The sequence below is a fragment of the Streptomyces bullii genome, assembly GCF_042657145.1.
Lineage (GTDB): Bacteria > Actinomycetota > Actinomycetes > Streptomycetales > Streptomycetaceae > Streptomyces > Streptomyces bullii.
In genome coordinates, this window is record NZ_JBHSNY010000009.1 from 175,582 (window position 1) to 196,738 (window position 21,157).

Here is a 21,157-nt window from a genome sequence, read left to right on the forward strand (position 1 = left end):
TGACCGTCAGCCGGCGGTCAGGACCATCGCCGCCTGGTCGTCCAGGGTGGCGTTGCCCGCGAACGCGGTGACCGCCGCGGTCACGGCCTCGATGAGGTTCGCGGCGGTGGCCTGCGCGGTCCCGGCCGCGAGGAGCGCCTCGGTCAGGCGTTCCTCGCCGAAGAACTCGCCGTCGGCCGAGCGTGCCTCGGTGACGCCGTCGGTGACCAGGACCAGGCTGTCGCCGGGGTACAGGTCGATGCCGCACGGGCTGAAGTCAGGTTCGCGGCTGATGCCCAACAGCACGCCCGGCGGGGCGAGTTCCTCGACGGTGCCGTCGGCGCGCCGCACCAGTGGCGGTACGTGCCCTGCGCGGATCAGGTCGAGCCTGAGATGGGAGGCGGTGTGCCGCAGCTCGCCATAGGTGAGCGAGACGAACTGATCCTCATCGGTGGCGTTCTCCGTCAGCGCGTCGTTGATGGCGGTGACCACCGCCGCCGGGTCGTCCAGGAGGCGGGCGGCGACGCGTGCGGTGTGGCGGACCATGCCGGTCGTCGTCGCGGCGAGCGCACCGCGTCCGCACACATCGCCGATCATGAGCGCCCAGCGGTGCTCGGGCAGCGGGAAGACATCGTAGAAGTCACCGCCGACGTCGAGTCCCTCACCGGCCGGATGGTAACAGGCCGCCAAGGTGGCGCCGGGAATCCTGGGCAGTTCGGGAGGCAGCAGACCCGCCTGGAGATCGCGCGCGAGCCGGGCACGGTCGGTGAACTGGTGGGCGTTGTCGGCGATGGTGGCGGCCCGGCGGGCGAGTTCCTCGGCCAGGGCGATCGTACGGCTGTCCAGCGGCAGGTCGGTGGCCAGCAGGGTCAGCACACCGAAGGTGCGGCCCCGGGTGGTCAGCGGCACGCACACGTAGCCCCTGATGCCCGGGTGTGCGGAGAAGCTGCCCGCGGAGACGGTCTCGGTGGCGCCCGAGGCCAGCACGCAGGCGACGGTCCGGTCCACCTCCTCGCACAGTGCCGGGGAATCGAGCAGCTCTTTCCCGTCCCGGGTGGCGGCGGCCACCGCGATGCGCTGGGTGCGGCCACGCTCGGTCACGTGGACGGCGCACAGCGGTGCCAGGGCCGGCACGGTCAGCCGGGCCATGCGCTGCAGGGCGTCGGAGTAGTGCGTCTCACGGGTGATGGCGGTGCTGGCCTCCAGGACGAAGGCCAGATCCTGATGGGCTGCCTTCTCGCGCTCCTGGGCGGCCTGGCTCGCCTCCACGGCGCGGTGGCGTTCGATGGCCAGCGCGGCTATGCGGGTGAACGCGGCGCTGAGCGCCAGGTCCTTGTCCTCGGGTGCCTTCGGCGTGCGGTGGTACATCGCGAACGTGCCCAGCAGCCGTCCCTCCGTGTCCTGGATCGGCGTCGACCAGCACGCCGCCACCCCGGCCCGTAGCGCCACGTCGCGGTAGTCCTCCCACAGCGGATCGGTGGCGATGTCGACGACGATCACCCGTTCACGCCGGGACGCGGACGTGCCGCACGAACCGACGCCCTCGCCGATGGGAGCCCCGTCGATCGCCTCGTTGTAGAAGTCCGGCAGGCTCGGGGCGGTGCCGTGCCGCAGATGCCGTCCGTCGGGATCGGTGAGCAGCACCGAGACGATCATGTCCGGGGACAGCTCCTCGATCGCCCTGGCCATGCCGCTCAGGATCTCCGCGAGCGGGGCGTCGCGCGCGATCTGCTCCAGGAGCGCCCGCTGCTCGGCGGCCAGCAGGTGCGCGTGGTGGTGGGCGGTGGTCTCGACCGCTATCACCACGACCCCGTCGATCCGGCCGATCTCGTCATGGCGGGGCTCGTAGGTGACGTCGAAGTACCCCTCGCGCTGCCGGCCCGGCAGGCCGAGCAGCAGCCGCCCGCCTCGGGCCCGGTAGGCGACACCGGTGCGGTGGACCGCGTCGAGCCGGTCGAGCACACCCTGTACGGCCAGTTCGGGAACCAGCTCTCCGACGGGTTCGCCCAGCCGGGCCCGGTCACGTCCCACGGCCTCGAAGAACGCCGAGTTCGCCGCTTCCAGCAGATGGTGCGGTCCCCGCAGCGCGGCGAAGATCACCGGCGCCTGTTCGAACAGGTCCTCGTACTCCTCGTTCCGCCGGTCCGTGGAGGCGGGAGGGGCAGCGGCCGGGCCGCGGCGACGGGAATCTGTTGACATGACAGGTGGCCCTCTCCTGTCTGACCGGCCGCTGATCACGCGGCGCGTCCTCTCCACTCTGGCATGTCTTGTGCGACACACGTCTTCGCGGTGTCCAGACCACGCTCGCGCCAGATGATGCCGTGACGCGCACGGGACCCCGAGGCCCCGCACTCAGCCGACCAGGGCTGAGCGTCGCCCGGAGGCGACTCCAGCTCAGTCGGTCATGGTTCGCACATCGGTGCTATGAAGGGTACATGAGGGTATCTTCCGGGAGATTCCGGACACAACCCCGGTCGCCTTCTCGTGCCCCGCCCACCAGAGGCGCACGCGGTCGTCGCGGCTCTCTGCTGGATCCGCGCAGCGCGGCGGGGCAGGTGTTCCTCGTCCAGATCCTGATCGTGGTCCTGCTGGTCGTGGCCGGGATGGTGAGCGTCATGCTCCAAGCGGCGCACGACGCTGTCCAGCAGGGGCGCCGGGACTCGCTCGTCGCCGCCCAGTCGTTCGCGAGTTCCCCCGGCATGGTCGAGGCGCTGCGCAGCCGCGACCCGACCGCGGTGCTGCAGCCGCGCGCCGAGGAGGCGCGCAAGAAGACCGGCGTGGACTTCGTGGTGGTCACGGACACCAGGGGCATTCGCCTCACGTACCCCTACCCGCAGGAGATCGGGAAAAAGTTCGTCGGCACCATCCAACCGGCGTTGGAGGGGCGCACCGTCATCGAGCAGGCAGGCGGGCCGCCCGTGCCCGCGGGCGAGGGGACGGCAGTGCAGGCGGTGGTCCCGGTGACCGACGCGCGCGGCACCGTCGTCGGTCTGGTCTCCGCCGGGATCACGGTCGAGAACGTGGGAAGGCTGTGGGTACCGCAGCTGCCGATCATCCTCGGAACCGGTGCGGCCGGACTGGCCCTGGCGGCCACGGGGACGACACTGGTGTCCCGGCGGCTGCTACGGCACACGCACGGCCTCGCCCCGCAGGAGCTCGCGCGGCTGTACGAGCACCACGACGCGGTCCTGCACGCGGTGCGGGAAGGCGTGCTGATCACCGCCGGCGACGGGCGGCTGCTGCTGGCCAACGACGAGGCGAAGCGGCTGCTCGGGCTGCCGGCCGACGCACCGGGGCGCCCCGTGCGGGAGCTGGCACTGTCGGAGCAGATGACTGACCTGCTGATGTCCCCGGAGGCGGTCACCGACGAGGTGTATCTCGCCGAGGACCGGTTGCTGGCCGTGAACAAGCGGCCGACGTTCCCGGGCGGCGACCGGGGCGGCAGCGTGGTGACACTGCGGGACACCACCGAGTTGGCGGCCGTCTCCGGGCGCGCGGAGGTGGCACGCGAGCGGCTGACGCTGCTGTACGAGGCCGGGGCGCGGATGGGAACGACGCTCGACGTCAGGCGTACGGCCCAGGAACTGGCCGAGGTGGCGGCACCGCGGTTCGCCGACATCGTCACGGTCGATCTGCTGGACGCGGTGCTGCGGGGACGGGAGCCCACGGCGGAGGGATGGCGGCATCTGCGGCGTGCGGCGATCAGCGGCCATCCGCAGCTGATGCCGATGTATCCGCTGGGTGAAGTGATCACCTTCTCGCCGGATACGCCGCAGATGAAGGCGCTGCAGCAGGGCAGGGGCCTGCTGGAGGCGGACCTGCGGCAGGCGCACGGCTGGCAGGAGCAGGACCCGGACCGTGCCCGCAGGGCCCTGGAGCTGGGGTTGCATTCGCTGGTGACCATGCCGCTGCGGGCACGGAACGTACCGCTGGGCGTGGCGAACTTCTACCGGTCGACGCCCTCCCCGGCGTTCGAACCGGAGGACCTGTCCTTCGCCGAGGAACTGGCCGCGCGCGCCGCGGTGGCCATCGACAACGCCCGGAGGTTCGCCCGGGAGCACGCGATGGCGGTCACACTGCAACGCAGTCTGCTGCCGCGCGGGCAGCCGCAGCAGGACGCACTGGAGGTGGCCTGGCGGTATCTCCCCGCGGAGGCGGGCGTGGGCGGGGACTGGTTCGACGTCATTCCCCTGCCGGGCGGGCGCGTGGCGCTGGCGATGGGCGACGTCGTCGGCCATGGACTGCACGCCGCGGCGACCATGGGCCGGCTGCGCACCGCGGTGCACAACTTCTCCACGCTGGACCTCCCCGTGGACGAGGTGCTCGCCAACCTGGACGACTTCGTCGTCCGCATGGACAACGAGGAGAGGACCGAGGACGACGGCGAAGGCCACGAAGGGGAGGGGGTGACCGGAGCGACATGCCTGTACGCGATCTACGACCCGGTGACGGGAAACTGCACGATGGCCCGCGCGGGGCACCCCGAGCCGGTGCTGGTGCGCCCGGACGGTACCGTCACCTGTCCCCATGTACCGGCGTCGGCCCCCCTGGGCCTCGGCTGCTACCCCTTCGAAACCGCCGATCTGCACCTGAGTGAAGGCTCTCAACTGGTGCTGTACACCGACGGCCTGGTGGAACAGCGAGCCCGTGACATCGACGTCGGCCTGGACCGGCTGCGCCGGACACTGCACGAGGCCGGGAGGCGCACTCCGGAGGAGGCGTGCCAGGCGGTGATCGAAGCGCTGGGGCCGGCACACCCCGTCGACGACATCGCGCTGCTGGTGGCGCGGACCCGGAGGTTCCCGCCCTCGCGCGTGGCCGAGTGGACCGTGCCGTCGGACCCGGCGATGGTGCCCTCCGTGCGGGCCAAGTGCAGGGAGACGTTGCGGACTTGGGGGCTGGAGGAGATCGGATTCACCACGGAACTGATCCTCAGCGAGTTGGCCACGAACGCGATCCGCTACGGGCTGCCGCCGGTGCGGGTGCGGATGCTGTACGGGCGCTGTCTGATCTGCGAGGTGTCGGACGGCAGCAGCACATCACCGCGTTTGCGGCGGGCGACGACCACGGACGAAGGCGGGCGGGGCCTGTTCCTCGTGGCGCAGTTCGCGCAGCGCTGGGGCACGCGCTACACCGCCCGCGGCAAGGTCATCTGGGCGGAACAGACCCTGAGCGACGGCCCGTCCGCCGGCACGGCCCATGCACCGGTCGACGCTCTCCTCGAACAGTTCGGCGATCCCGCCCTGTGAGCCGGCCCGCACCATGCCCGCCGGAGGCGACTTGAGCCGACGAACCTCGACGAAAGACGGATCTCGACGGCAGACGAACGGCAACGAAAGCGGGCCCGGCGGACGGCCGAGGACCCCGACGGGGCGGCGTACAGCGACGTGGTGTCGGAGTACGCCGCCCCGGGGCGGACGAGGTGCGGGAGGAAGGCCGCCCGCCCCGTCATGGCGGCTACTTCGGGTCGCGGTTGAAGTTCGAGGTCGACCAGAAGCAGCCGAGCACCGCGAGCCCCAGGCACCAGACGACGGCCAGCCACCCGTTGTGCCCGATCTCGCTGCCCAGCAGCAGGCCCCGCAGGGTCTCGATGGCGGGCGTGAACGGCTGGTACTCGGCGATCGGCTGGAACCAACCGGGCATGGAGTCGACCGGGGTGAAGGCGCTGGAGAGCAGCGGCAGCAGGATCAGCGGCATCGCGTTGTTGCTGGCGGCCTCGGCGTTCGGGCTGACCAGACCCATGCCGACCGCGATCCAGGTGAGCGCCAGGGCGAAGAGCACGAGCAGCCCGAACGCCGCCAGCCACTCCGACGCGGTCGCGTCCGTGGACCGGAAGCCGATGGCCAAGGCCACGGCGCCCACCAGGACCACGCTCAGGACCGACTGGAGCACGCTGCCGACGACATGCCCGACGAGCACCGACGGGCGGTGGATCGCCATCGTGCGGAAGCGGGCGATGATGCCCTCGCTCATGTCGTTGGAGACGGACACCGCGGTCCCGACCACGGTGCTGCCGATGGTCATCAGCAGTAAGCCCGGGACGACATACGCGATGTAGGCGGAGCGGTCGGGACCGCCGCCGCTGATGCCCGAGCTCATCGTGTCGCCGAAGACGTAGACGAAGAGCAACAGCAGCATGATCGGGGTCAGCAGCAGGTTCAGGGTGAGGGACGGGTAGCGCCGCGCGTGCAGGAGGTTGCGGCGCAGCATCGTGGCCGAGTCGCGTACGGCGAGGGAGAGGGAGCTCATCGGACAGCCTCCTTGGGCTGGTTCGGCGGGGCGGAGCCGCCGGTCAGGGCGAAGAACACGTCGTCGAGGTCGGGGGTGTGCACGGTCAGCTCGTCCGCCTCGATGCCGGCCGAGTCCAGCAGGTCGAGGAGGGAGCGCAGCTCGCGCTGGCTGCCTCCGCTGGGGATCTGCAGGGCGAGGGATTCGTCGTCCCGGGAGGCCTCGCGCAGCGCGGAGGCGGCGCTGTTGTAGGCGGCCGGGTCGGTGAAGCGGAGCCGGACGTGTCCGCCGGGGATGAGCCGCTTGAGCTCCTCGGCGCTGCCCTCGGCGGCGATCCTGCCGTCGTCGAGCACCGCGATACGGTCGGCGAGCTCGTCGGCCTCCTCCAGGTACTGCGTGGTGAGGAAGACGGTGACGCCGCCCGTGACCAGGTCGCGGATGATCTGCCACATGGTGTGCCGGGAACGCGGGTCGAGGCCGGTGGTCGGCTCGTCGAGGAAGATGATCCGCGGGTTGCCGACCAGGGTCATGGCGATGTCCAGGCGGCGCTTCATGCCGCCGGAGTAGGTGGAGGCGGGCTTCTTCGCCGCCTCCACAAGGTCGAAGCGCTCCAGCAGTTCGGCGGCGGTGCGCCGCCCCTCACTGCGGGAGAGGTGGTGCAGGTCCGCCATCAGGAGCATGTTCTCCTCGCCGGTGATCAGGCCGTCTACGGCGGAGAACTGCCCGGTGACACCGATCGCGGCGCGCACCGCCTGGGGATCGGCGGCCAGGTCGTGGCCGCCGACGTGGATCACGCCGTCATCGGCACCGATCAGGGTGGAGAGGATCTTCACGGCAGTGGTCTTGCCGGCACCGTTCGGGCCGAGCAGGGAGAAGATCGTTCCTGCGGGGACGGCCAGGTCGACACCGTCGAGGACGACCTTGTCGCCGTGGGACTTGCGCAGTCCGTTCGCCGCGATGGCCAACTTGGTCATGAGGGGTGCTCCTTACAGGCCGCGGGCGGTGATGTCGCCGTGGGAGGTGGTCGCGCGGATGTTCAGGCCGGCGGCGCCGCCGTCGGTGTTCCTGAGCGCGTTGTGGATCCGGCCGTAGCCGGTGCTGGCGTCCAGGGAGGCGGAGACTCCGTGGGCGGCGCCGACCGAGATGTCGCCCTGCTCGGCGCGCAAGGTGACCGTGCCGCGCACGGCCTCGGTGATCTGGATGTCGCCCCTCTGGGTGCTGATCTCCGCGGGGCCGCTCAGTCGGCCGACCGAGACGTCGCCGTCGAGGACGGTGAGGCGGGCGCTCGCGGCCTCGTCGAGCTTGACCGCCCGGTAGCCGTCTCCGAAGGCGACGTCCCCGAGCCGTCCGACGCCGCGGAACTCGGCGGCGACCGCCTTCGCCTCGACGCGGGAGCCGACGGGCAGTTGAACGGTGACCTCGACGGCTCCGGAAGGACCGAGGATCCGGTTCTTCTCGGCCGGCGCCTCGATCCGCAGGACGCCGCCGCCGTACTCGACCGTGGTCTGCTCCGCCGCCTTCACGTCGCGGCACCGGGAGGCGTCCGCGGGCAGGACCTCGACCGTGGTGTCGGCCCGCTCGGCGGCGATGAACCGGACGCGCCCCGCGGGGACGTCCAGGAGGGCGGAGACCGGGGCGGGGGTGTCGAACCGGTGCATGATTGCTTCTCCTGTCTGCGGATCGTTTCTGATGGCGGAAACGCTACGTTGCATTCAGGAACGCTTCAATACAGTCGTTGCATACAGTGGTTATCAGCGCAGGTGAAGGCAGAGAAATCGTTGCAATGGGTCTGAACGTAACGCAATGAAGGGGCTGCTTTCGTTGCAATGGAGTGGGAGTGAACGCTATGGTGAAGCCTCAAGTGGCGGGAAGGGAGAACGGTGATGCCGGGAGGCAGGCTCACCCAGCAGGAACGCCAGCAGATCGCGCTGGGGCTGGCCGACGGCCTCGCCTACGCGGAGATCGCCAGACGTCTCGACCGCCCCACCTCGACGATCACACGTGAGGTGATGCGCAACGGCGGCCCCACCGCCTACCGAGCCGACCTGGCCCACCGCGCCAGCGAACGCCGCGCCCGCCGCCGCAGGCAGGCCCAGCCCCAGGGGCCGGGGACGCCCGCGCAGGGCCACGGGCGCGACACCGAGGCCGTGCGCGAGTACGAGGAGGCGTTCACCACCCTCCTCATGCAACAGGGCCTGCCCAAGATGACGGCCCGGGTGCTGACCTGCCTCTACACCACCGACGCGGGCAGTCTCACCGCGTCCGAACTCGTCCAGCGTCTCCAGGTGAGCCGGGCGTCCGTCTCCAAGGCGGTCACGTTCCTCGAAAGCCAGGGCCTCATCAGCAGGGAACGCGACGAACGCCGCCGCGAGCGCTACGTCGTCGACAGCGACGTCTTCTACCAGTCGATGATCGCCGCCGCCCGGTCCAGCGCCCAGCTCGCCGAGACCGCACGGCAGGGCGTCCGCATCCTCGGCCCCGACACCCCGGCCGCCATCCGCCTCGAGGGCATCGCCCGCTTCGTCGACTTCGTCACCGAGAGCCTCACCCGCGCGGCGGAGCAGGCCCGCGACATCCTCTACACGAGCGCCGACACGACGTCAGGCGGCCCTGCCACGCCCAGTTCTGAGCGCGGATAGACAGGCCGGTCCGGTTCACAGGCCGGGCTGCGAGGTGCGGCCTATCAGGGCCCAGACGCACGTACCGTCAGGTGCGCGGTGGACCCCGTAGCGCTCGGCCAGTACCTCCACCAGCCACAGGCCCCGGCCGCCCTCGGCGGCGTCGTCGTACTCGGGGTCGGCCGGTGCTCGCCACACGCCGGTGTCGCGGACCTCGATCCACAGGTGTGACGGGCAGCGGGCCAACCGCAGGGTGGCCTGGGGGGAGCCGCTGTGCCGGACGGCGTTGGTGACGAGCTCGGAGACGACCAGGCCCGCCGTCTCCTCCACCGCGCCGCTCATCTCCCACTGGGCCAGCCGGGCCCGGGTGAACGCCCTGGCGCGTGCGGCCGCCTGCGTCTCGGCGGGCAGCGTGCAGCAGGCGTACGCCGTGGCGTCCCGGGGGTGGGACAAGGCGTCCCGCGCACTCGGGCCCCCGCGCTGGTTCGGTCCTTGCCGGAGGGCCGGCATGATCGGTCAACTCCCTGCTTGCAGCGCGGAGTTTCCGGGGTCGGGGCTCAAGGAGGTGTCGGACACGATGAGCGCGTCCAGCCTCCGGGGCCCGTGCACCCCTTCCACTCGGTCGAGTTCGATGTCGCTGGTGGCCGACGGCCCGGAAACGAACGTCAGCGGCCGCGCCGGATCCAGGCGGGCCAGAGCCTCCGGTACCGAGGCCACCACCTGGTCGGCCCGTACCACGCACACGTGGACGTCGGGTACGAGGGTCAGCGCACGGCGGCCCTGTCCCGGCCCTCCGTCCAGCACGAGCGTTCCGGTGGCGGCGATGGCGACGGCCACGGTCGTCACCACCGCGCCGACCCGGTCGAGTTCGGCGACGGGCAGGAGGGGGACGTCCGTCAGGACCCGCTCGCAGTGGAGCGCCGACCGCCAGGCGGGCGGGAAACCCTCCGGCACCACCACGGAGCCACGGCCGCCGACGGATCGAGCGACCAGGGCGGCCACCTCCTCCTCGGAAACCAGCCGCACCGACGCCCCGTAGTCCGCCAGCCGTTCGGCCAGAAGATCCACGGTCCTCGGCGACCCCGGCGGTGGCATCCCGCCGTGAGAGTAGTCCCGAGGGACCGGGATGTCCTCGGCGCGCTCGTCCCCGGGCACGTCCCGCAGCGCGTGCCTGATCCGGAGCAGTACCTCGCTCCGCGCGTCCGGCCGCGCCTGTTCCCGACGTACGGTCATCGGTGGGTCCTCCTCCACCAGGCGCGGAAGCTCTCGTTGGCCGGCACCGGGGCGTCGCGGGCGTCGGTCCAGCGGGACAGCGGGCCGGGCAGCCGGCCCAGGCGGTCCCGGCGCGTCACCAGCCGCGCGGCCAGGGCACCGGCGCGCTGGGCGGCGGCGAGCCGCGACGGGGCGGCAAGCACCCACCGTGCGACCGCCATCCCCAGGCGTTCGGGAGCGGGGACGAGCCGTCCGCGCTCGCTGTCGACGACCCGGGCGCGCAGATGGACCAGCAGCTCCGGAATGTCGATCTTCACGGGGCAGGCCTCGTAGCACGCTCCGCACAGCGAGGAGGCGTAGGGCAGGGAGCGGTCCACCTCCGAGGCGGTCCCCCGCAACTGGGGGCTGAGGACGGCACCGATCGGGCCGGGATAGACCGAGCCGTAGGCGTGGCCGCCGACCCGTTCGTAGACGGGGCAGACGTTCAGACAGGCGGAACAGCGGATGCAGTGCAGCGCTTGCCGGCCGACCGGGTCGGCGAGTGTCTCGGTCCGTCCGCCGTCGAGGAGGACCAGATGGAAGGCGCGGGGTCCGTCGGCGGCCCGCGTGCCGGTCCAGGTGGAGGTGTACGGGTTCATCCGCTCCCCGGTGGAGGAGCGGGGCAGCAGCTGGAGGAAGACCTCCAGGTCCCGCCATGCCGGAACGACCTTTTCGATCCCGGCGACCGAGATGAGCGTCTCGGGCAGCGTCAGGCACATCCGCCCGTTGCCCTCCGACTCGACCACGACCGCCGTTCCGGTCTCGGCCACCAGGAAGTTGACGCCCGAGACGGCCACCTTCGCGCGCAGGAACTTCTCCCGAAGGTGCCGCCGGGCCGCCTCCGCCAGCCGTCGGGGGTCGTCGTCGAGGTCGGCGGGCGCGGGAGTGCCGTACGCCCCCATCGACCGCAGGAAGATCTCCCTTATCTCCGCCCGGTTGCGGTGAATGGCGGGCACCAGGATGTGCGAGGGGCGGTCCTCGCCGAGCTGCACGATCAGCTCGGCCAGATCCGTCTCGAACGCGGCGATACCGGCGTCGGCCAGTGCGTCGTTCAGCCCGATCTCCTGGGTGACCATCGACTTGACCTTGACGACCTCCCGCTCGCCGGTGGCCCGTACGAGGTCCACGACGATGCGGTTCGCCTCCTCGGCGTCACGCGCCCAGTGCACCTGCCCGCCCGCCGCCGTCACCTTCTCCTCCAACTGCACCAAGTGACGGTCGAGATGGCGCAGGGTGCGCTCCTTGACGGCGCGGCCCGCCTCCCGCAGCCGCTCCCAGTCGTCCAGCTCGGCCACGGCGGAGGCCCGCCGGGCACGGATGGTGCCGGTGGCGTGCGCGAGGTTGCGTCGCAATTGGGTGTCGGCCAGGGCGCTGCGCGCGGCGTCCGGGAACGCCGGCATGCCCAGGAACGTCGTGTCCTTCACGGGGTCCTCGTCCTTTCGATGCCGGGCCGGTCCGCGGTGCGGTCCCGGGAGACGGGAGGGGGCGCGGCGGCGGCCGGCAGGTGGATGCCGACCGGTGTCGGGGAGCCCTCGGTGGACGCGAGGATCTCGGCGAGGTGCAGGGTGCGGACACCGGCGCGCAGCCGGGACAGCATGCCGCCGATGTGCATCAGGCAGGAGTTGTCGCCGGCGCACAGCACCTCCGCGCCGGTGTCCAGGACATGCCGCACCTTGTCCGCGGCCATGGCCACCGAGGTGTCGGCGTTCTTCAGCGCGAAGGTGCCGCCGAAGCCGCAGCACTGGCCGGCCGCGGGCAGTTCGACCAGTTGCATGCCTCGTACCGCACGCAGCAGGGCCAGCGGCCGGTCGCCGACGCCCAGCATGCGCAGCGAGTGGCACGTCGGGTGGTAGGTGACCCGGTGCGGGAAGTACGCGCCGACATCGGTGACGCCGAGCACGTCGACGAGGAACTCCGACAGCTCGTACACGTGCGGGGCGTGCCGGACCGCCGCGGACAGCCGGGCATCGCCCGCCGCTTCGGCCACCCGTCCGTGGTGCTCGCGAACCATCGCGGCACAGGAGCCGGACGGGGTGACGACGGCGTCGCAGTCGGCGAACACCTCGCTGAAGCGTCGTACGAGGGGGACACACGCGCGCCGGTAGCCGGTGTTGAAGTGCATCTGCCCGCAGCAGGTCTGTTCCCTCGGGAAGTCGACTTCGCAGCCGAGCCGCTCCAGCAGCGTCACCACCGCCCGGCCGGTCGTCGGGAACAGGGTGTCGGTCAGGCAGGTGATGAAGAGCGCGATCCGCATGGGTTCCTCCGGTGTTCGGACGGGGTGCGGCTGCTAGGGCAGCATCCAGGCGAGGGCGTTGGACTGCAGGAACACCAGCAGGCACAGGGCCAGCAGGAGCAGCAGGCTCCACTTGATCGCCGCCCGGAAGAGCACGGATTCCTGGCCGGCCAGGCCGACGGCGGTGGCGGCGATGGTGAGGTTCTGCGGGCTGATCATCTTCCCGACGACACCGCCGGAGGTGTTGGCCGCGACGAGCAGGGTGGGGTCGAGATCCGCCTCGTGCGCGGCGGCCTGCTGCAGGGTCGCGAACAGCGCGTTGGCGGAGGTGTCGGATCCGGTGACGGCGGTGCCCAGCCAGCCGAGGACGGGGGAGAGGAACGCGAAGGCCGCGCCGGCTCCGGCGATCCACGTGCCGATGGTGATGGTCTGTCCGGACAGGTTCATCACGTAGGCGAGGGCGAGGACGGCGGCCACGGTCAGCAGGGCCCAGCGCAGCTTCACCACGGTGGCCACGAACTCCCGTGCCGCCGATGCGGGGGACACTCGGTAGACGGCGGCGACCACGAGGCCCGAGAGCAGCAGCAGGGTTCCGGGAGAGGAAAGCCAGGGGAAGGTGTACACGGTGGTGGTCGAGACCTTCCCGGCCGCGGTCAGGACCTGCCCGTCCAGCCCCGGCCAGCTGATCTTCATGTCGGTTGCGGCGAGGAACTCCTTGGCGGGCGACCACAGCTTGGCGAGCGAGAACACGGCGATGACGACCAGGTAGGGCAGGAAGGCCATCAGGATCCGGGAGCCCGCCATGCGCGGTCGGTTGCCCCCCGGTGCCGGACGGGTACGCGTGGCGGCGTGCCGGTCCTCGTTGCCGGGCGTGCCGTGGGACCGCAGCCCCGGCGAGGCGGCGTCGGTCGGGCCGTCGTCTCCCGGTGCTCCGGCCGTCCCGCCTTCCGTCGGCTCTCGCAGGTCAGCGAGGGCCTGCTCGCCGCCCCGGGGCTGCCACACCCGCAGGAAGAGGACGACGGAGGCGAGTCCGGCGAGGGACGCGACGATGTCGGTGAGCTCCACCGACAGGTAGTTGGCGCTGACGAACTGCGCGAAGCCGAACACCGCGCCGCACACCAGGGCGACCGGCCAGGTCTGGCGCAGCCCCCGGCGGCCGTCGACCAGCGCGACGAGCATCAGGGGTACGAAGAGGGCGATCAGGGGAGTCTGCCGGCCCACGTAGGCGCCGATGTCGGTGTACGGGATCTTCGTGAGGTTCCCCGCGGTGATGATCGGGATGGCGATCGCGCCGAACGCGACGGGGGCCGTGTTGGCGACCAGCACGGTCAGGGCGGCCCGTACCGGGGCGAAACCCAGTCCCATGAGCATGACGCCGGTGATCGCCACCGGAGCTCCGAATCCCGCCAGCGCCTCCAGCAGGCCGCCGAAGCAGAACGCGATGATGATGGCTTGCACCCGTGGGTCGGCGCTGATCAGTCCGAAGGCGCCGCGCAGGTCCTCGAACCGGCCGCTGACCACGGTCAGCTGGTAGACCCAGATGGCCGTGAGGACGATCCACATGATCGGGAACAGCCCGAAGGCAGCTCCCTCGCCCGCCGACAGCAGGGCGAGGTCCGCGGGCATGCCATAGGCGGTCACGGCGACGAGGACGGCGACGGCGAGCGAGCCGAGGCCGGCCCAGTGCGCCTTCATCCGCAGGCCACCGAGGAGTACGAACAGCGTCAGCAGGGGGAGGGCGGCGACCAGGGAGGACAGAGCGAGGCTGTTGCCGAGAGGGGAGAGATCAGGCTGGTACATGAGAGACCTTTGCTATGTGGCTATGGTCAGACCATGCGTTGGACTTTCCACGCTAAGCAGCCTCACAGCGGCTTGTCCATGCCCGGAGTGGAAGTTCTTTCTTGGTCGGACCAATCTGCAGGCCTGCCAAGCTATGATCAGATGTCCGCACATCGCCGGGTCGTACGCAGAAGGGGCTGTCCGTGGCTGAGTCGACGGGCTGGGAGCCGGTGCCGCGTTCGCGCACCTTCGAGCTGGTCCTCGCCCGGATCGAGGAACAGATCCTCGCGGGCAACCTGCGGGTCGGTGACCGGCTGCCGCCCGAGCGGGAGCTGGTGGAGATGCTCGGGGTGAGCCGGGCCGCGGTGCGTGAGGCGCTGCGCGTCCTGGAGGCCCAGGGTGTGCTGCGCTCTCGCGTGGGCACCGGACCGTCGTCGGGCAGCGTGATCGCCGCCATGCCGGACGAGGGCCTCACCCAGCTGCTCCGGCTGCACATCGCCCTGGCCAACCTGCCTCTGGACGACGTCATCGAGGCCCGGGCCACCCTGGAGCGTGCGAGCGCCCGCCTCGCCGCCGGCCGAGTCGCCGAGGTCGATCTGGAGCCCATGCGTGAGCCGCTGACGCGCATGGACGAGGTGGGCCTGCCGCGCGAAGCCTTCAACGACTACGACACCGCGTTCCACGTCGCGATCGCGGAGGCCGGGGGCAACCGGCTCATGGCGGACATGACGGTCGCCGTGCGCAACGCGGTGCGGCACACCCTCCTCACGGCGTTCAACAAGATCGAGAACTGGGAGAAGATCGCGGCCAGACTGCGCGCGGAGCACCACAGGATCTACGACGCCATCGAGGCCGGTGACGCCGAGTCGGCCGGGAACCTCGTGGAAGCGCATGTGCGCGGGTTCCACCACGACGTCGTCCAGACGGTCCTCGACAGGCCGGACGCCCCCACCTCCGCGCGCTGAGGGAGCGCTCCCCTGCCGCGCTCCGATGCGCGGGTCGGCGCCGTGAGCGCTGCGGCGCAGGTGTTCGGGCCCGGCGGCAACGCCGGCAGCGTGGCCCGCCGTGGACGTCGGCGGGTAGAAGAAACTGTCACGCCTGTTCCGAGCAACCTGTTACGCCTGCTCGGGAACCGCCATCTCGCCCAGCAGCGACCAGTCGTCCTGTGGAATGTTCGCGTTCACGATGCGGGGTGTCTCGACGAGATGCGGCGGCAGCTTCTGCTGCGCTGCCTCGAAGTGCGCCGACTGCACGTGGGCAGCCCCTGCCTCGTCGTCGCGGAAGGCCTCGACCAGGACGTACTCCGTCGGGTCCGCGATGCTGCGCGACCACTCGAACCACAGGCAGCCGGGCTCCTGGCGTGTGGCCTCGGTGAAGTCGGCGGTGATGTCCGGCCACTGGTCGGCCTGTTCGGGCCGGACGCGAAACTTGGCGGTGATGAAGATCATCGGTCTTCCTCTCTCCTGGAACGCTTGTCGTCTTCCGGTGCCTTGGCCGCCCGCGCCGCCCCGTCCGGACGCGGGCCGGCCGGGGCAGCCGGGCCGGCAGGCCGGACGCGGTGGTCGGCTCGTGGCCGGCGCGTCGTCGGCCCGGGTGCGGCGATCAGGAACCGGCAGTGACGAGATCGTATGGCGTCAACCGGTGGTCGGCGGTCCGCGCGGATCCTGGCGGTGCCTGCTTTGGGGTGAAACCTCGTTGCTCATTACAGCTGTCTGTTTTCTCGACAGGTGGAAACTTGCACCATGCCGTCCGGTTGACCGTGCGGTTACGGGCACATGACGATCTCCTCGCCCCGCATTCGGGATTCCGTCACAAGGAGTGTTTATGAAGGCAGTGCGTGTGCACCGGTATCATCAGCGGCCCGTCGTGGAAGAGGTTCCGGAGCCCAGGATCACCTCGGCGCAGGACGTCATCGTGGAAATCGGCGGCGCCGGACTGTGCCGAACCGACCTCCATGTCATCGAGGGGCAGTGGCAGGAAAAGTCACAGGTGTCGCTGCCGTACACCTTGGGCCATGAGAATGCCGGATGGGTGCGGGAAATCGGTTCCGGCGTGACCCATGTGGCGGTCGGTGATCCGGTGATCATTCACCCCCTGATGACGTGCGGCCTGTGCCGCGCATGCCGCTCGGGCGATGACGTGCACTGCGCGAACAGCGCCTTCCCGGGCATCGACTGCGACGGCGGCATGGCCGAGCTGATGCTCACCAGCGCACGCTCGTGCGTCAAGCTCGCCCCCGGTCTCCTCCCCGCCGGCGTGGCGGCGCTGGCCGACGCGGGCCTGACCGCCTATCACGCCGTACGCAAGGCGGTACCGCTGCTCTACCCCGGCGCCCATGTCGTCGCCATCGGCGCCGGCGGCCTCGGCCACATCGGCATTCAGGCCCTGGTGGCCATGACCGCCGCCGAGATCGTCGTGGTGGACACCTCCGAAGCGGCCCTGGAGCTCGCCAGGAGCCTGGGCGCCCACCACACCGTGCGCGCCGACGGCGACCCGGTGGCCGCGGTGCGGGAGATCACGGCCGGTCAGGGCGCCCATGTCGTCATCGACTTCGTGGGCGAGCGTGGCACCGAGGCCCAGGGCGTCGCCATGCTGCGCAGGGCCGGTTCCTATTTCGTCGTCGGATACGGAGGGCACGTCCACGTTCCGACCATCGACATCATCTCGAACGAGATCAACGTCATCGGGAACCTCGTCGGCAGCTACAACGACCTCGACGACCTGATGACGCTCGCGGCCCAGGGAAAGGTGCGCCTGCACACCACGACGTATCCGCTCGATGCGGTGAACGACGCCATGGACGATCTCCAGCAGGGCCGGCTGCAGGGCCGCGCCATCCTCGTGCCCGGAGCCCGGTGACAACCGCCCCATCGCATCCGCGAGGCGCCGTGCCGGGCACTGCCCCGGCGCGGCCCCGGGGACGCCCCCGCACGCGCCCGCAGGCCGGGAGTTCCGCGCGCCGGGCCGGAAAACGCCCACCGTCACACAGTGAAAAGGAGTTGGGGGCCGCGACCTCCGGCGAAAAACCATGACAGAGAACATGGAGAACACATATGCCCAGCGGTTGCTCGCCGAGTTCCTGGGCACCGCCATCCTTGTCTTTCTCGGGGTGGGGTCGATTCCCGCCACTCTCATGCTGCAGGAAATCGGGAAGACCAGTTTCACCATGGCCGACCTCGGTGTCATCGCGTTCACCTTCGCCATGGCGGTGGTGGCTGCGGTGTTCGCGATAGGCCATGTTTCGGGCTGTCATATCAATCCGGCCGTCACACTGGCGCTGGCGGCCACGGGCCGGATGCCCGGGCGTGAGGTGACGGGATACATCCTGGCCCAATGCGCCGGAGCGGTGGCCGGTGCCGGCGCCGTCGTCGCCGTGCTCGGCAGCCGCGCGGTGCACCTGGGTCTGGGAGTCGCCTCGTACGCCCCTCCCACCTCCGCGTCCCAGGCGTTCCTCGCGGAGGCGCTGGGCACCTTCATCCTGGTCTTCGTCGTCTTCGGGGTCGTCGACCAGCGGGCCCCGGGCGGCTTTGCCGGGCTGCCCATCGGATTCGCGGTCTTCGCCATAGCGGTCGCCGTCGGCCCGGTCACCGGAGCGGCGCTCAACCCCGCACGGACCCTGGGCCCCCTGCTGGTGTCCGGTCCGGCCGGAGGGCCGGTGGACTGGTCCCAGCTGCCCGTGTATCTCGTGGCGCAGTTGGTCGGTGGTCTGCTGGCCGGTCGGCTGTACGTGACGATGAACCGGTTGCGTACCATCGCCGCATGACCGTCCCACGCCAGGCAGTCCTCGCGCTCGAAGGCCGGACCGGCCCGTCCGGCACGGCCGGGGACCGCTCGCCCGTGGCCGGTCACAAGGTAGGTTCCGCTGGAGCTGGAGCTGGAGCTGGAGCCGGAGCCGGCCACCCGGCGGCCCCTCACCGTGCGACGCGACCGGCTTCCCCACGCCGCGCAGGAGGCACATGATGCACGGCACCGAGACGTTCGCCGCCGGGACCGCCGACCTGCTCGGATCGGTCCGCCGCGCGCTCAGGGTGCTCGAGGCGGTCGCGGCCGGCGGTGACGGCATCACCGCCAAGGCCGTCGCCCGGCGCGCGGGCCTCCCCCTTCCGACGACGTACCGGCTGCTGAACACCCTGGTGTACGAGGGCTACCTGGTCAGGCTGCACCAGTCCCGCGGCTACGGCCTGGGTTACAAGCTCACCGGCCTGCACCGGCGCCTGAGTCAGCAGCTGGAGGTGACCCCCGGCGTGCTGAGTGTCCTCCACCGCATTCACGACGAGTGCGCCGCCGCCGCGTACTTCACCGTGTTCCGCGACGAGGAGATCGTCGTGGCGGAAGTCGTGGACTCGCCCTCGGCGCGGCGGGCGGAGCCACTGGACGTCGGCTTTCACCAGGCTCCGCACGCCACGGCCTTCGGCAAGGTCATGCTGTCGTGGCTGCCGGCCGAGCGGCGCCGGGACCATCTGCGGCAGCAGGGACTGCCCCGGCTCACCGAGCGCACCATCACCACCCCCGACGTCCTGGAGGACCATCTGGCAATGGTGCGTACCTCCGGCGTGGCCGTGGAGGTGGGAGAGTTCCAGGGAGGGCTGTCCTGTTTGGCTGCTCCCGTGTTCGATGCAGGCGGCACGGTGGCCGGTGCTCTGGCCACGTCCGTACCGGTGGAACTGTTCGAACAGCGGCACAGGAAGCTCAAGGACGCCGTCAGCGCCGGCGCGGCCCGCGTTTCTCGTCTGATCGCCGGCGTCCCGGAGCAGCACGACGCGGCAGCGAGACCGAGAAGGCCAGGCAGCCGCGGGTAGAACCGTCACGGGACCGCGGTCCGTCAGTGGTCCCCGTCCGGACTGCACGGGCCGGCGGCAGGCACCCGGATCTGCGCCGGTGGCTGGTCGTGGCGATCGCCTCGATGGTCCGGCGGCGCACCCTGCGCCTCGTGCTCGGCCGACGCCTGGAGGGGGATGGTCGTGGGCCGTGCCCCGGTCGGCCTGCCCTGGCCGGTCTCACCGCGGTGCGGAGTGTGCGTGCGGATACGGCCCTTGCCTGCTCTCTTTGCCTCGTACATCGCCTGGTCCGCCTGGTGCAGCAGTTCCTCCGGCGTGACTCCCGGACGGGCTACGGAAATGCCGATGGAGGCCGAGACGAACGCGTCCTCGTCGGCGATCCGGTAGGGCTTCGTCAGGGCGGACAGCAGGCGTTCGGCGACCTCCCGTGCGCGTGGGGGGTGCGTTCCCGCCTCTCCCTCGAGGAGAGCGGCGAACTCGTCACCGCCGAGGCGGGCCACGGTGTCCTCCGCTCGTACGGACGCCTGGAGCCGGCGTGCGGCGTGCACCAGGAGTGCGTCGCCGGCCGCGTGTCCGGCCGAGTCGTTGACGGCCTTGAAGCCGTCCAGGTCGATGAAGAGCACCGCCGGCGGGGCCGTGTCGGTGGTCCGCTTGCGCAGGGCGTGCGCGACGCGGTCGGCGAAGAGGGCGCGGTTGGGCAGTCCGGTGAGCGCGTCGTGGAAGGCGAGGCGTTCCAGTTGCGCCTGTTGGGCGACCTGGTCGGTCACATCGCGGCTGACGAAGATCACTCCTTGGGAGTGGTGGCTGACCGTCGATTCGACGTGGCGCCAACGCCCGTCGGCGTGCCGGACCCGGCAGGACACGCTGCGGCCCGGACCGCGCTGGCCTGACGCCGCTTCCTGCCGCATCTCGTGGAGGGCCTGCATCAGCGACGTCACGTCGTCCGGGTGGCAGTGCAGGGGGAGGGTGCTGCCCGTGAGGTCCTCGGCCCGGTAGCCGAACACGGCATAGGAAGCCGGGCTGGCGAACAGCACCCGGCCGTCCAGGCTGACGACGGTGATCACGTCGCGGGTGCCGTCGACGAGGGCGCGGTAGTGCTCCTCCCGGCGCGTGGCCTCGCGGGTGATGCGCAGTTGGTCGGCGTGGATGACGCCCTGCCGGGTGCCCAGCGCGACGAGCAGCGAGCCTGCCAGAAGCAACAGCACCATGTCGGTGTCGCCGCCGACCATGGTGTGGGCCGTCAGGGCGAGAGCGCAGACGGCCACCGGGACGAAGGCGGCGACGACTCCGATGACGGGCACGGTCCGCTGGTCGACGTCCATGGCGCTGGCGCCTCCGGGCAGCCACGGGGCGACGGCGGCGAGGAGCAGGCCGGTGATCGAGCAGGCCGCCGCGCAGGGAATCCCCCACCAGGTGCCGGGGGCGGGCAGGAGGATGCGCAGCATGTCGCTCGCCGTCAACACGACGAGGGCGAGGGCGCCCACCGTGGTCGCTGTCCGCTCCGTGCGCTTCATGCTGAAGCGGAGGGCCACCATGAGCCCGAAGACGAGGATGTCCGTCACCACGCGTGCGAGATCCTGCAACGAACCGAACGCGTCGCCGTCTCGGTCGGCACGGTGCAGCAGCAGTACCCAGCCCAGCGTGAGCAGGGAACCGGCGATCATCCATCCGTCCAGGACGCGCCGCAGCGAGATCAGGTTGGTGCCGCCGTGCGCGGCCGCGACGACCAGCCCGGCGACCCCCAGCACCAGGCAGAGGCCGATTCCGGTGCCCGCCAGCAACTGCAGGACCGAGTACGGGCCGTCGGTGGACTCCTCGGGCGGGGGCGGGAACTGACTGATCATCAGATGGTGGAGCCCGCCTGCTGCCACCGACACCGCGAGAAGGACGAACCGAAGACGCAGCTGCGCGGCGGCCTTCCTGGCGCGTGCGAGAAGGGACAGCGCGGCCAGGCCGTGCGCGGCCGGTACGCCCACGGCGGCCGGCGTGAACAGAGCAGCCGTCGCACCCGCCACGACGGCGGTGGCGAACAGGCAGGCCAGGCCCAGCGTCCTGCCCCACCTATGTTGTGTCCCTGACCAGCCGACCAGTACGGCGCGCACCGCGCCCCGGCAGCCAGCCCGCCCGTGCGTCACGAGAACCCCCGACGGTCATCGAGACCAAACCGGGGCAAGCCCCCGTGTCCGGACTACTTGTGTCCGATGAGAGGGTAGAAGGATCAAGGGCGCTGACTCAAAGAATACCGGCGAGTTCACCTGATAAAGGGACAAGATCCTGTGTGCTGACGTGGT

Annotated in this window: 17 protein-coding genes; 6 read left to right on the top strand and 11 right to left on the bottom strand. The window is 71.0% G+C overall.

Features of this window, described 5'->3' with window-relative positions; all coding sequences use genetic code 11:
* Positions 1-6: 6 nt before the first annotated feature.
* Positions 7-2,178, bottom strand: coding sequence for a SpoIIE family protein phosphatase (locus ACFPZJ_RS25860; RefSeq protein ID WP_381026149.1), 2,172 nt, complete (start codon positions 2,176-2,178; stop codon positions 7-9).
* 236 nt (positions 2,179-2,414) lie between these two features.
* Between ACFPZJ_RS25860 and ACFPZJ_RS25865 the strand changes: the two genes are divergently transcribed.
* Complete coding sequence (locus ACFPZJ_RS25865; RefSeq protein WP_381026151.1) at positions 2,415-5,228, top strand: SpoIIE family protein phosphatase; 2,814 nt, start codon at positions 2,415-2,417, stop codon at positions 5,226-5,228.
* Between the two features lie 208 nt (positions 5,229-5,436).
* Here the strand turns inward: ACFPZJ_RS25865 and ACFPZJ_RS25870 are convergent, their stop codons facing one another.
* Genes ACFPZJ_RS25870 through ACFPZJ_RS25880 form a run of 3 tightly spaced genes read right to left on the bottom strand, consistent with a single transcriptional unit; the run spans position 5,437 to position 7,865 of the window.
* On the bottom strand, positions 5,437-6,228 hold the full coding sequence (locus ACFPZJ_RS25870) for an ABC transporter permease (RefSeq protein WP_381026154.1): 792 nt from the start codon (positions 6,226-6,228) through the stop codon (positions 5,437-5,439).
* Positions 6,225-7,181: an ATP-binding cassette domain-containing protein gene (locus tag ACFPZJ_RS25875; protein WP_381026156.1), complete on the bottom strand. Its 957-nt coding sequence runs from the start codon at positions 7,179-7,181 to the stop codon at positions 6,225-6,227. The genes ACFPZJ_RS25870 and ACFPZJ_RS25875 overlap by 4 nt, the downstream gene beginning before the upstream one ends.
* Positions 7,182-7,193: 12 nt before the next feature.
* Positions 7,194-7,865, bottom strand: coding sequence for a DUF4097 family beta strand repeat-containing protein (locus ACFPZJ_RS25880; protein ID WP_381026158.1), 672 nt, complete (start codon positions 7,863-7,865; stop codon positions 7,194-7,196).
* A gap of 225 nt (positions 7,866-8,090) precedes the next feature.
* Between ACFPZJ_RS25880 and ACFPZJ_RS25885 the strand changes: the two genes are divergently transcribed.
* Positions 8,091-8,846, top strand: coding sequence for a GbsR/MarR family transcriptional regulator (locus tag ACFPZJ_RS25885; protein WP_381026161.1), 756 nt, complete (start codon positions 8,091-8,093; stop codon positions 8,844-8,846).
* Between the two features lie 15 nt (positions 8,847-8,861).
* Here the strand turns inward: ACFPZJ_RS25885 and ACFPZJ_RS25890 are convergent, their stop codons facing one another.
* From ACFPZJ_RS25890 to ACFPZJ_RS25910, 5 genes are read right to left on the bottom strand one after another with little or no spacing between them, the layout of a single operon-like run.
* Positions 8,862-9,335 (bottom strand): ATP-binding protein, encoded by a 474-nt coding sequence (locus ACFPZJ_RS25890; protein ID WP_381026163.1) that lies wholly within the window; start codon positions 9,333-9,335, stop codon positions 8,862-8,864.
* A 6-nt stretch (positions 9,336-9,341) separates the two neighbouring features.
* The gene (locus ACFPZJ_RS25895; RefSeq protein ID WP_381026166.1) at positions 9,342-10,058 is read right to left on the bottom strand and encodes a LutC/YkgG family protein; all 717 of its coding nucleotides are present in this window, start codon (positions 10,056-10,058) and stop codon (positions 9,342-9,344) included.
* Positions 10,055-11,476, bottom strand: a complete 1,422-nt coding sequence (locus ACFPZJ_RS25900; RefSeq protein WP_381026674.1) for a LutB/LldF family L-lactate oxidation iron-sulfur protein — start codon at positions 11,474-11,476, stop codon at positions 10,055-10,057. Before ACFPZJ_RS25900 ends, ACFPZJ_RS25895 begins: the two co-directional genes overlap by 4 nt.
* Positions 11,477-11,496: 20 nt before the next feature.
* Positions 11,497-12,330: a (Fe-S)-binding protein gene (locus tag ACFPZJ_RS25905; protein ID WP_381026168.1), complete on the bottom strand. Its 834-nt coding sequence runs from the start codon at positions 12,328-12,330 to the stop codon at positions 11,497-11,499.
* 33 nt (positions 12,331-12,363) lie between these two features.
* Positions 12,364-14,109, bottom strand: coding sequence for an L-lactate permease (locus tag ACFPZJ_RS25910; protein WP_381026170.1), 1,746 nt, complete (start codon positions 14,107-14,109; stop codon positions 12,364-12,366).
* Positions 14,110-14,291: 182 nt separating this feature from the next.
* On the opposite strand from ACFPZJ_RS25910, the gene ACFPZJ_RS25915 reads away from it, so the two are divergent.
* Positions 14,292-15,053: a FadR/GntR family transcriptional regulator gene (locus ACFPZJ_RS25915; RefSeq protein ID WP_381026172.1), complete on the top strand. Its 762-nt coding sequence runs from the start codon at positions 14,292-14,294 to the stop codon at positions 15,051-15,053.
* A 150-nt stretch (positions 15,054-15,203) separates the two neighbouring features.
* Here the strand turns inward: ACFPZJ_RS25915 and ACFPZJ_RS25920 are convergent, their stop codons facing one another.
* Entirely contained in the window at positions 15,204-15,536 is a 333-nt protein-coding gene (locus ACFPZJ_RS25920; protein ID WP_381026174.1) for a putative quinol monooxygenase, read from the bottom strand.
* 376 nt (positions 15,537-15,912) lie between these two features.
* Between ACFPZJ_RS25920 and ACFPZJ_RS25925 the strand changes: the two genes are divergently transcribed.
* The 3 genes from ACFPZJ_RS25925 (at position 15,913) to ACFPZJ_RS25935 (ending at position 18,887) form a co-directional block, all read left to right on the top strand.
* Positions 15,913-16,947: an NAD(P)-dependent alcohol dehydrogenase gene (locus ACFPZJ_RS25925; protein WP_381026176.1), complete on the top strand. Its 1,035-nt coding sequence runs from the start codon at positions 15,913-15,915 to the stop codon at positions 16,945-16,947.
* 181 nt (positions 16,948-17,128) lie between these two features.
* On the top strand, positions 17,129-17,851 hold the full coding sequence (locus ACFPZJ_RS25930; protein ID WP_381026179.1) for an MIP/aquaporin family protein: 723 nt from the start codon (positions 17,129-17,131) through the stop codon (positions 17,849-17,851).
* Positions 17,852-18,044: 193 nt separating this feature from the next.
* The gene (locus ACFPZJ_RS25935; protein WP_381026181.1) at positions 18,045-18,887 is read left to right on the top strand and encodes an IclR family transcriptional regulator; all 843 of its coding nucleotides are present in this window, start codon (positions 18,045-18,047) and stop codon (positions 18,885-18,887) included.
* A gap of 23 nt (positions 18,888-18,910) precedes the next feature.
* On the opposite strand, the gene ACFPZJ_RS25940 is transcribed toward ACFPZJ_RS25935, so the two are convergent.
* Positions 18,911-21,001 (bottom strand): diguanylate cyclase domain-containing protein, encoded by a 2,091-nt coding sequence (locus ACFPZJ_RS25940; RefSeq protein WP_381026184.1) that lies wholly within the window; start codon positions 20,999-21,001, stop codon positions 18,911-18,913.
* Positions 21,002-21,157 lie beyond the last annotated feature (156 nt).

Coding starts and splice junctions, on each gene's coding strand:
- ACFPZJ_RS25860 (WP_381026149.1), bottom strand. CDS start 2,178: ATGTCAACAGATTCCCGTCGCCGCGGCCCGGCCGCTGCCCCTCCCGCC.
- ACFPZJ_RS25865 (WP_381026151.1), top strand. CDS start 2,415: ATGAGGGTATCTTCCGGGAGATTCCGGACACAACCCCGGTCGCCTTCT.
- ACFPZJ_RS25870 (WP_381026154.1), bottom strand. CDS start 6,228: ATGAGCTCCCTCTCCCTCGCCGTACGCGACTCGGCCACGATGCTGCGC.
- ACFPZJ_RS25875 (WP_381026156.1), bottom strand. CDS start 7,181: ATGACCAAGTTGGCCATCGCGGCGAACGGACTGCGCAAGTCCCACGGC.
- ACFPZJ_RS25880 (WP_381026158.1), bottom strand. CDS start 7,865: ATGCACCGGTTCGACACCCCCGCCCCGGTCTCCGCCCTCCTGGACGTC.
- ACFPZJ_RS25885 (WP_381026161.1), top strand. CDS start 8,091: ATGCCGGGAGGCAGGCTCACCCAGCAGGAACGCCAGCAGATCGCGCTG.
- ACFPZJ_RS25890 (WP_381026163.1), bottom strand. CDS start 9,335: ATGCCGGCCCTCCGGCAAGGACCGAACCAGCGCGGGGGCCCGAGTGCG.
- ACFPZJ_RS25895 (WP_381026166.1), bottom strand. CDS start 10,058: ATGACCGTACGTCGGGAACAGGCGCGGCCGGACGCGCGGAGCGAGGTA.
- ACFPZJ_RS25900 (WP_381026674.1), bottom strand. CDS start 11,476: ATGCCGGCGTTCCCGGACGCCGCGCGCAGCGCCCTGGCCGACACCCAA.
- ACFPZJ_RS25905 (WP_381026168.1), bottom strand. CDS start 12,330: ATGCGGATCGCGCTCTTCATCACCTGCCTGACCGACACCCTGTTCCCG.
- ACFPZJ_RS25910 (WP_381026170.1), bottom strand. CDS start 14,109: ATGTACCAGCCTGATCTCTCCCCTCTCGGCAACAGCCTCGCTCTGTCC.
- ACFPZJ_RS25920 (WP_381026174.1), bottom strand. CDS start 15,536: ATGATCTTCATCACCGCCAAGTTTCGCGTCCGGCCCGAACAGGCCGAC.
- ACFPZJ_RS25925 (WP_381026176.1), top strand. CDS start 15,913: ATGAAGGCAGTGCGTGTGCACCGGTATCATCAGCGGCCCGTCGTGGAA.
- ACFPZJ_RS25930 (WP_381026179.1), top strand. CDS start 17,129: ATGGAGAACACATATGCCCAGCGGTTGCTCGCCGAGTTCCTGGGCACC.
- ACFPZJ_RS25935 (WP_381026181.1), top strand. CDS start 18,045: ATGATGCACGGCACCGAGACGTTCGCCGCCGGGACCGCCGACCTGCTC.